Here is a 6125-nt window from a genome sequence, read left to right as displayed (position 1 = left end):
GGCATCTCGATCACCCCCGGGCGATCGAGATGCCGCCATCCACCAGCGACGCGGTGCCGGTGACGAAGGAGGCGTCGTCCGACGCCAGGTAGAGGACCGAGCGGGCGATCTCCTCCGGCGTGCCGGCGCGCTTCAGGGCGTGCATGCTGCTCAGATGTTCCCGCGCCTCCGGCGTGGCATTGGCGGTGCGGTACATGTCGGTGTCGACCGCGCCCGGCAGCACGGCATTGACGCGGATGCCCTGCGGGCCGAACTCGGCCGCCAGCGCCTGGGTCAGGCCGATCAGGCCGGCCTTGCTGGCGGCATAGGCGGCGACGCCGGGGAAGGCGAAGGTGTGGCCGACGAAGGTCGAGGTGAAGATCACCGATCCGCCGCCCTGCTTCGCCATCTCGGCGATCTGGTGCTTGGCGCCGAGGAAGGCGCCGGTCAGGTTGATCGCGATCGTGTCGGCCCACCCGGCCTCGGTGACGCCGGTGCTGGCGCCGGTCTCGCCCAGCGTGCCGGCATTGTTGAAGGCGATGTCGAGCCGGCCGAACCGCTCCGCCGCCAGCGCCACCAGAGCGCGGGCATAGTCCTCGGAGCGGACATCGCCCGCCAGCGCCACGGCCTGGCCGCCTTCAGCCTCGATCTCGGCGACGAGGCTGGCCAGCTCGGCCTCGCGGCGGGCGCCCAGCACCAGCTTGGCACCCTCGGCGGCGAACAGCTTCGCGGTGGCCCGGCCGATGCCGGCGCTGGCGCCGGTGACGATCGCGACCTTGTTCTCCAAACGACGCATCTCGGATCTCCTGGATCGGGGCGGGCCCGACGCCCGCCGTCGCCGCAGAACATATGCTGCAGGAAAGCTGGGAACGAGGCCATGACTCTGATAGGATCATTCAGCTTTCCTGAATGATTGACGCCGATGGACCGGCTGCGTGCCTATGAGATCTTCGCCGCCGTGGTGGCCCAAGGCAGCTTCACCCGCGCCGCCGACGCGCTCGACACCTCGCCGGCCAACGTCACCCGCTACGTCAACGAGCTGGAGGCACATCTCGCCGTCCGCCTGCTCAACCGCAGCTCGCGCCGGCTGTCGCTGACCGAGGCGGGCCAGGCGCTGGCCGAGCGGGCGCGGGCGATCCTCGACGAGGTGGCGGAGACCGAGGCGATCGCCTCCTCCGCCGCGCTCAGCCCGCGTGGGCGGCTGCGGGTCAACGCGCCGGTCAGCTTCGGCATCCTGCACCTGGCGCCGCTGTGGCCGCGCTTCCTGGCGCGGTATCCGCAGATCGAGCTAGAGGTCGACCTGGTCGACCGCGTCGTCGACCTGGTGGGCGAGGGCTACGACCTTGCGATCCGCATCTCGCGCGCCGGGTCGCAGGCGCTGGTGGCGCGGAAGCTGGCCGCCTCGCGCAACATCGTCTGCGCCGCGCCGGACTACATCGCCCGCCGCGGCGCGCCGGCGACACCCGCCGACCTGCTGGCCCATGACTGCATCGGCTACAGCGGCGCCGCGACGGTCGAATGGCACCTGGCCGACGAGGCCGGGCGGCCTTATGCGGTGAAGGTGCCCTGCGTCATGCAGGCCAACAACGGCGACACCGCGCGCGCCGCCGCCCTGGCCGGGCTCGGCATCATCTGGCAGCCGACCTTCCTGATCGGCGGTGACCTGCGGCAGGGCCGGCTGGTGCCGCTGCTGCCCGGCTATCGGATGGCCGATATCGACGTGCTGGCGGTGTATCCCAGCCGCCGCTACCTCGGCGCCAAGGTGCGGGTGATGGTCGACTTCCTGGCCGAGACCTTCCGCGGAGTCCCGCCCTGGGACCGCGACGGGGCGTGATCACAGCCCGTCGCCGAGACTCCAATGGCTGCCCCAGCGCGGGTCGGCGTCGTCGCGGACGTCCTGGAAGCGGATGTCGGCCGACAGGCGCATGGTCCCGTCCGGGTCGTCGTTGCGGGTCGCGGCGTGGATCATGTAGGGACTGTGCAGCACCACGTCGCCGGCAGCGTAGTCCGCCGCCAGCCAGCGGGTGCCGAAGCGCTCCGCCATCGCCGGCAGATCCTTCGAGATCCAGCCGGTCTCGGTCATGTTGCGGTTGTAGGCGCTGATCCGCTCCTCCGGCGACAGGTCGGCGTTCTTCCGGCCGAACTCCGCCTCCATCTCGCGGCCGAGGCGGTGGGAGCCTTGCAGGTATAAGAGGCCGCCCATCCGCACCGGCACGTCGCCGATCGGGATCCAGGCGGTGACCAGCCAGTCGGTGCCGGCACGCAGGTAGATCAGGTCGTAATGGGCGCCGGTCGCGGCCGGGTCGCCGGGCCGGGTGAAGCGCAGGATCTTGCGCCGGTGCAGGGTGGAGGTGCCGCCGATCAGCCGGTCGATGAAGCGCCACAGCTCCGGCATCAGGCAGAAGGATTCGAAGGCGGCGGAGCGGACCAATTCCATCAGCCGGCCGCGCGATGCAGGATCGGCCGGGCGATCGGAGGCCTTGCCCTCGACCGGATCCGAGCCCTCGGCCAGCAGGCCGAACTCGGCGAATTGCGCGAAGACGTGGCGGCGGAACTCCAGCACCGCCGCCCGCGGCAGCAGCGACCGCAGCCAGAGATAGCCCTCGGAGTCGTAGCGCGACCGCAGGGCGGCGAGGTCTTCCGCCGGGTCGCTCGGCTTCAGCCAGCCCAGCCGCGCCGGGCTGCAATCGAGATCATAGCCGTTCGACGACAGAGCGGACGGCAGAACGCCCATCTTCTCCTCCCACCGCAGCCGCGCCTTGGAGCGCTTACCGGCATCATGCGCCAGGCCGCCCGGAATGTCGTCGCGTCGCGGCGGCTTTTCCTCCGGAATCCTCAGCTCGGGCCTGTGCCGCGAGGACTCTGGCATCGGCAGTAAAATCCATTTAATATCAATTGGTTAAGTACAATGCGCCACACTTCTTAGCCGAGGCTTGGAAAGGTATGGACGGATACGAGACGAAGCCGCCGGGCCGCTGGCACTCTCGGGGCCGGGCAGGGCGGGGCGGCTGATGGACCGGGCTTCCAAGGCCGCTCTGGCCAGCGTCTTCGTCGGGGCCCTGGTGCTGGGCCTCAAATTCCTCGCCTGGTGGGTCACCGGCTCGGTGGCGCTCTATTCCGACGCGCTGGAGAGCATCATCAACGTCGTGGCCGCCGGGGCCGCCTTCATCGCGCTGCGGGTCTCGGCCCAGCCGGCGGACGCCAACCACCCCTATGGCCACACCAAGGCCGAATACTTCTCCGCCGTGTTCGAGGGGCTGCTGGTGGTGCTGGCGGCGCTGTCGATCCTGCGCGAGGCCTATGCGGGGTTCTTGAATCCCCAGCCGCTCGACGCCCCGGCGCTGGGCCTGGCGATCAACGCCGTGGCCTCGGCGATCAACGCGGTCTGGGGCTGGACCCTGCTGCGCTGGGGCCGGCAGTACCGCGCCCCGGCGCTGGTGGCGGACGGCAAGCATGTGCTGACCGACGTCTACACCTCCGGCGGTGTGCTGGTCGGCGTCGCCCTGGTGGCCCTGACCGGCTGGCTGATCCTCGACCCGATCCTGGCCGCGATCGTGGCGCTGAACATCCTGTGGTCCGGCTACACCATGATCCGGGATTCCGTCGCCGGGCTGATGGACGAGGCGGTGCCGCCGGAGACGATGGCGCGCATCCGCGAGGCCATCTCGCGCAATGGCGGCGGCGCGCTCGAAGCGCATGACGTGCGCACCCGGCATGCCGGGCGGCTGACCTTTATCGACTTCCACCTGGTGGTGCCGGGCGCGATGACCGTCTCCGAGGCGCATGACATCTGCGACCGGATCGAGGCGACGCTGAAGCGGGACATCGGCGCCGACACGGTCATCGGCATCCATGTCGAGCCGGAGGAGAAGGCCAAGCATGCCGGCGTGGCCATCGCCCGGCATCGGCCGCGCAGGCCTGCCCCCGACACGGCTGGGGGCGAGGCCTCGTGATCGCGACCTAGCTTCCGGTCGATGCCGTGACCAGCACCTCGACCGTGCCGACGCCGTCGAACTCGGCCTGGGCCCTGTCGCCCGGCTTCACCACATGGACGCCGGTGGTCATGCCGGTCAGCACCCAACTGCCGGCCGGCAGGTCGCGACCGCGGCGGCCGAGATGCTCGGCCAGGAAGGCGAGGGCGGCGATCGGCCCGCCGGCGACGCGGGCGGCGCTGCCTTCGCCCACCACCGCGCCGTCGACCCGCATCCGCACGGTCCAGTCGGAAGGCTGGCGGCTGTCCCAATCCGCGATCTCGGGGCCCAGCACCAGGCCGGCATTGTTGCCGAAATCGCTGGCCACGGCGCCGGGGCCGAGGTCGTTCAGCGTTGCCAGCGGGCTGCCGGCGATTTCCATCCCGGCATGCACCGCGGCGACCAGCGGGCGCATCTCCTCGACCGTGCGCGGCCGGGCCTCGGCCGGAATGTCCTGATCGATCCGCAGCACGAACTCGGCCTCCACCGCGCCGAAGCCGCCGGGGATTACCGGCGTCTCCACCCGGCCGTTGCGGGCGTCGCGGAAGTTGCGGGCGAAGACCGGCCCGGCCAGGCGCGGCGCGTCATAGCGCGGTCGCCAGGTCTCGGCGATGCCGGCCACCTTCCAGCCGACCAGCGTGTCGGTCCACAGCCCCGTCGCCGCCTCCTGCACCGCATAGGCGGTGGGCAGGTCCGGCGGCAGCGTGCCCGGGTAATCCGGCAGGGAGCGGCCGGCGCGGCGGGCTTCGGTGAAAGCGATGGCCAAGTCGCGGCTCGAAGTCATTGCAGGCTCCCCAGGGACGTTCGGATTCTTGTGTATGGTAGTATGGGCTGATATGCAAGGTGTCCAACGGCCTCAGGATCCCGCGTGAAGATCGACCCTGTCCAGAGCTTCGAATCCGTGGCGCGCCGGCTGGAACGCGAGCTGCGCCGCGCTATCGTGGCGCTGGAGCTGGCGCCGGGGTCGCGGCTGTCGGAGCAGGAGATCGCGCAGCGCTACGGCGTGTCGCGCCAGCCGGTGCGCGAGGCGCTGATCGCCCTGGCCAAGACCCGGCTGGTCGAGGTGCTGCCCCAGCGCGGCACGGTGGTGGTCAAGCTGTCGGTGCGGCGGATGGCCGAGGCGCGCTTCGTGCGCGAATCGGTCGAGGTGGCGCTGGTGCGGCGCGCCTGCGAGGGCTTCGACCGGTCCAGCCGCGAGCGCATCGACGACCTGCTGGACGCCCAGGCCAAGGCGGCGTCGCGCGGCAATCACCACGACTTCCAGCGCACCGACGAGCTGTTCCACATCGCCATCGCCGAGGGCGCCGGCTGCGGCATGGCCTGGATGGCGGTGGAGGACCTCAAGGCGCATATGGACCGGATCTGCACCCTGACGCTGCCGGGCCCGGAGGCGATGCTGCCGCTGATCGACCAGCACCGCGCCATCATGGCGGCGATCGACGCCCGCGACCCCGACGCGGCGGAGCGGGCGATGCGCCATCACCTGACCGAGATCCTGCGCGCGCTGCCGCGGATCGAGGCGGAGCATCCCGAACTGTTCGACGAGCCCGACCCGGGCCGAACCCGATAGACGCGATCGCGAGAGACGAGGACAGCATGAGCGAGACCCCGACCACCCGCCAGGCGGTGCACTACGAGCAGGCCGAGATGCTCGACGGCGAGGATCTGCGCCGGCATTTCCTGATCGAGCAGCTGATGGTCCCGGGCCGGCTGACCGCCACCTACACCCATTATGACCGCATGCTGGTGGCGGGCGCGGTGCCGACCGACGCGCCGCTGGCGGTGGGCGAGGATCTGGCGAAGCTGGTGGGCAGCGCCACGCTGCTGGAGCGGCGCGAGCTCGGGCTGATCAATGTCGGCGGCGCCGGCCGCGTCACCGCCGACGGCACGGTCTACGAGGTCGGGCCGCAGGACGCGCTGTATCTCGGCAAGGGTATCGCTGCGGTCGCCTTCGCCAGCGTCGATCCGGCCAACCCGGCGAAGTTCTACATCAACTCCTCGCCGGCCCATGCCGCCCACCCGTCCCGGCTGGTCACCAAGGCCCAGGCGATCGTCAAGGAGCTCGGCGCGCCCGAGACCAGCAACCGCCGCACTCTGTCGCAGTACCTGCACCCGGAGGTGCTGCCGACCTGCCAACTGCTGATGGGACTGACCCGGCTGCACAGCGGCAGCGTC

General features: G+C 70.8%; 7 protein-coding genes. 4 read left to right on the top strand and 3 right to left on the bottom strand.

The window, feature by feature from the left end; genetic code table 11:
- Window positions 1-10: 10 nt before the first annotated feature.
- On the bottom strand, window positions 11-775 hold the full coding sequence (locus tag ABDW35_RS30285) for an SDR family oxidoreductase (protein WP_343717564.1): 765 nt from the start codon (window positions 773-775) through the stop codon (window positions 11-13).
- Between the two features lie 126 nt (window positions 776-901).
- On the opposite strand from ABDW35_RS30285, the gene ABDW35_RS30280 reads away from it, so the two are divergent.
- Window positions 902-1813 (top strand): LysR family transcriptional regulator, encoded by a 912-nt coding sequence (locus tag ABDW35_RS30280; protein ID WP_343717563.1) that lies wholly within the window; start codon window positions 902-904, stop codon window positions 1811-1813.
- Here the strand turns inward: ABDW35_RS30280 and ABDW35_RS30275 are convergent, their stop codons facing one another.
- Window positions 1814-2713 carry a phytanoyl-CoA dioxygenase family protein gene (locus ABDW35_RS30275; RefSeq protein ID WP_343717562.1) on the bottom strand — a complete coding sequence of 300 codons (900 nt, stop codon included), beginning with the start codon at window positions 2711-2713 and terminating at the stop codon, window positions 1814-1816.
- 277 nt (window positions 2714-2990) lie between these two features.
- Between ABDW35_RS30275 and ABDW35_RS30270 the strand changes: the two genes are divergently transcribed.
- Window positions 2991-3932 (top strand): cation diffusion facilitator family transporter, encoded by a 942-nt coding sequence (locus ABDW35_RS30270; protein ID WP_343717561.1) that lies wholly within the window; start codon window positions 2991-2993, stop codon window positions 3930-3932.
- Between the two features lie 7 nt (window positions 3933-3939).
- Here the strand turns inward: ABDW35_RS30270 and ABDW35_RS30265 are convergent, their stop codons facing one another.
- Window positions 3940-4734, bottom strand: coding sequence for a fumarylacetoacetate hydrolase family protein (locus tag ABDW35_RS30265; RefSeq protein ID WP_343717560.1), 795 nt, complete (start codon window positions 4732-4734; stop codon window positions 3940-3942).
- 84 nt (window positions 4735-4818) lie between these two features.
- Between ABDW35_RS30265 and ABDW35_RS30260 the strand changes: the two genes are divergently transcribed.
- Together ABDW35_RS30260 and ABDW35_RS30255 are read left to right on the top strand one after the other, a co-directional pair.
- Window positions 4819-5520 (top strand): GntR family transcriptional regulator, encoded by a 702-nt coding sequence (locus ABDW35_RS30260; protein WP_343717559.1) that lies wholly within the window; start codon window positions 4819-4821, stop codon window positions 5518-5520.
- A 26-nt stretch (window positions 5521-5546) separates the two neighbouring features.
- On the top strand, window positions 5547-6125 hold a 579-nt coding region (locus tag ABDW35_RS30255), incomplete at its 3' end, for a 5-deoxy-glucuronate isomerase (protein WP_343717558.1).

It is taken from the genome of Inquilinus sp. (assembly GCF_039594555.1).
Classification (GTDB): domain Bacteria; phylum Pseudomonadota; class Alphaproteobacteria; order DSM-16000; family Inquilinaceae; genus Inquilinus.
This window is presented reverse-complemented; position numbering and strand designations above follow the sequence as displayed.

Bases quoted from the DNA above. Each gene is read 5' to 3' on its own strand.
- ABDW35_RS30285 (WP_343717564.1), bottom strand. From the start codon at position 775: ATGCGTCGTTTGGAGAACAAGGTCGCGATCGTCACCGGCGCCAGCGCC.
- ABDW35_RS30280 (WP_343717563.1), top strand. From the start codon at position 902: ATGGACCGGCTGCGTGCCTATGAGATCTTCGCCGCCGTGGTGGCCCAA.
- ABDW35_RS30275 (WP_343717562.1), bottom strand. From the start codon at position 2,713: ATGGGCGTTCTGCCGTCCGCTCTGTCGTCGAACGGCTATGATCTCGAT.
- ABDW35_RS30270 (WP_343717561.1), top strand. From the start codon at position 2,991: ATGGACCGGGCTTCCAAGGCCGCTCTGGCCAGCGTCTTCGTCGGGGCC.
- ABDW35_RS30265 (WP_343717560.1), bottom strand. From the start codon at position 4,734: ATGACTTCGAGCCGCGACTTGGCCATCGCTTTCACCGAAGCCCGCCGC.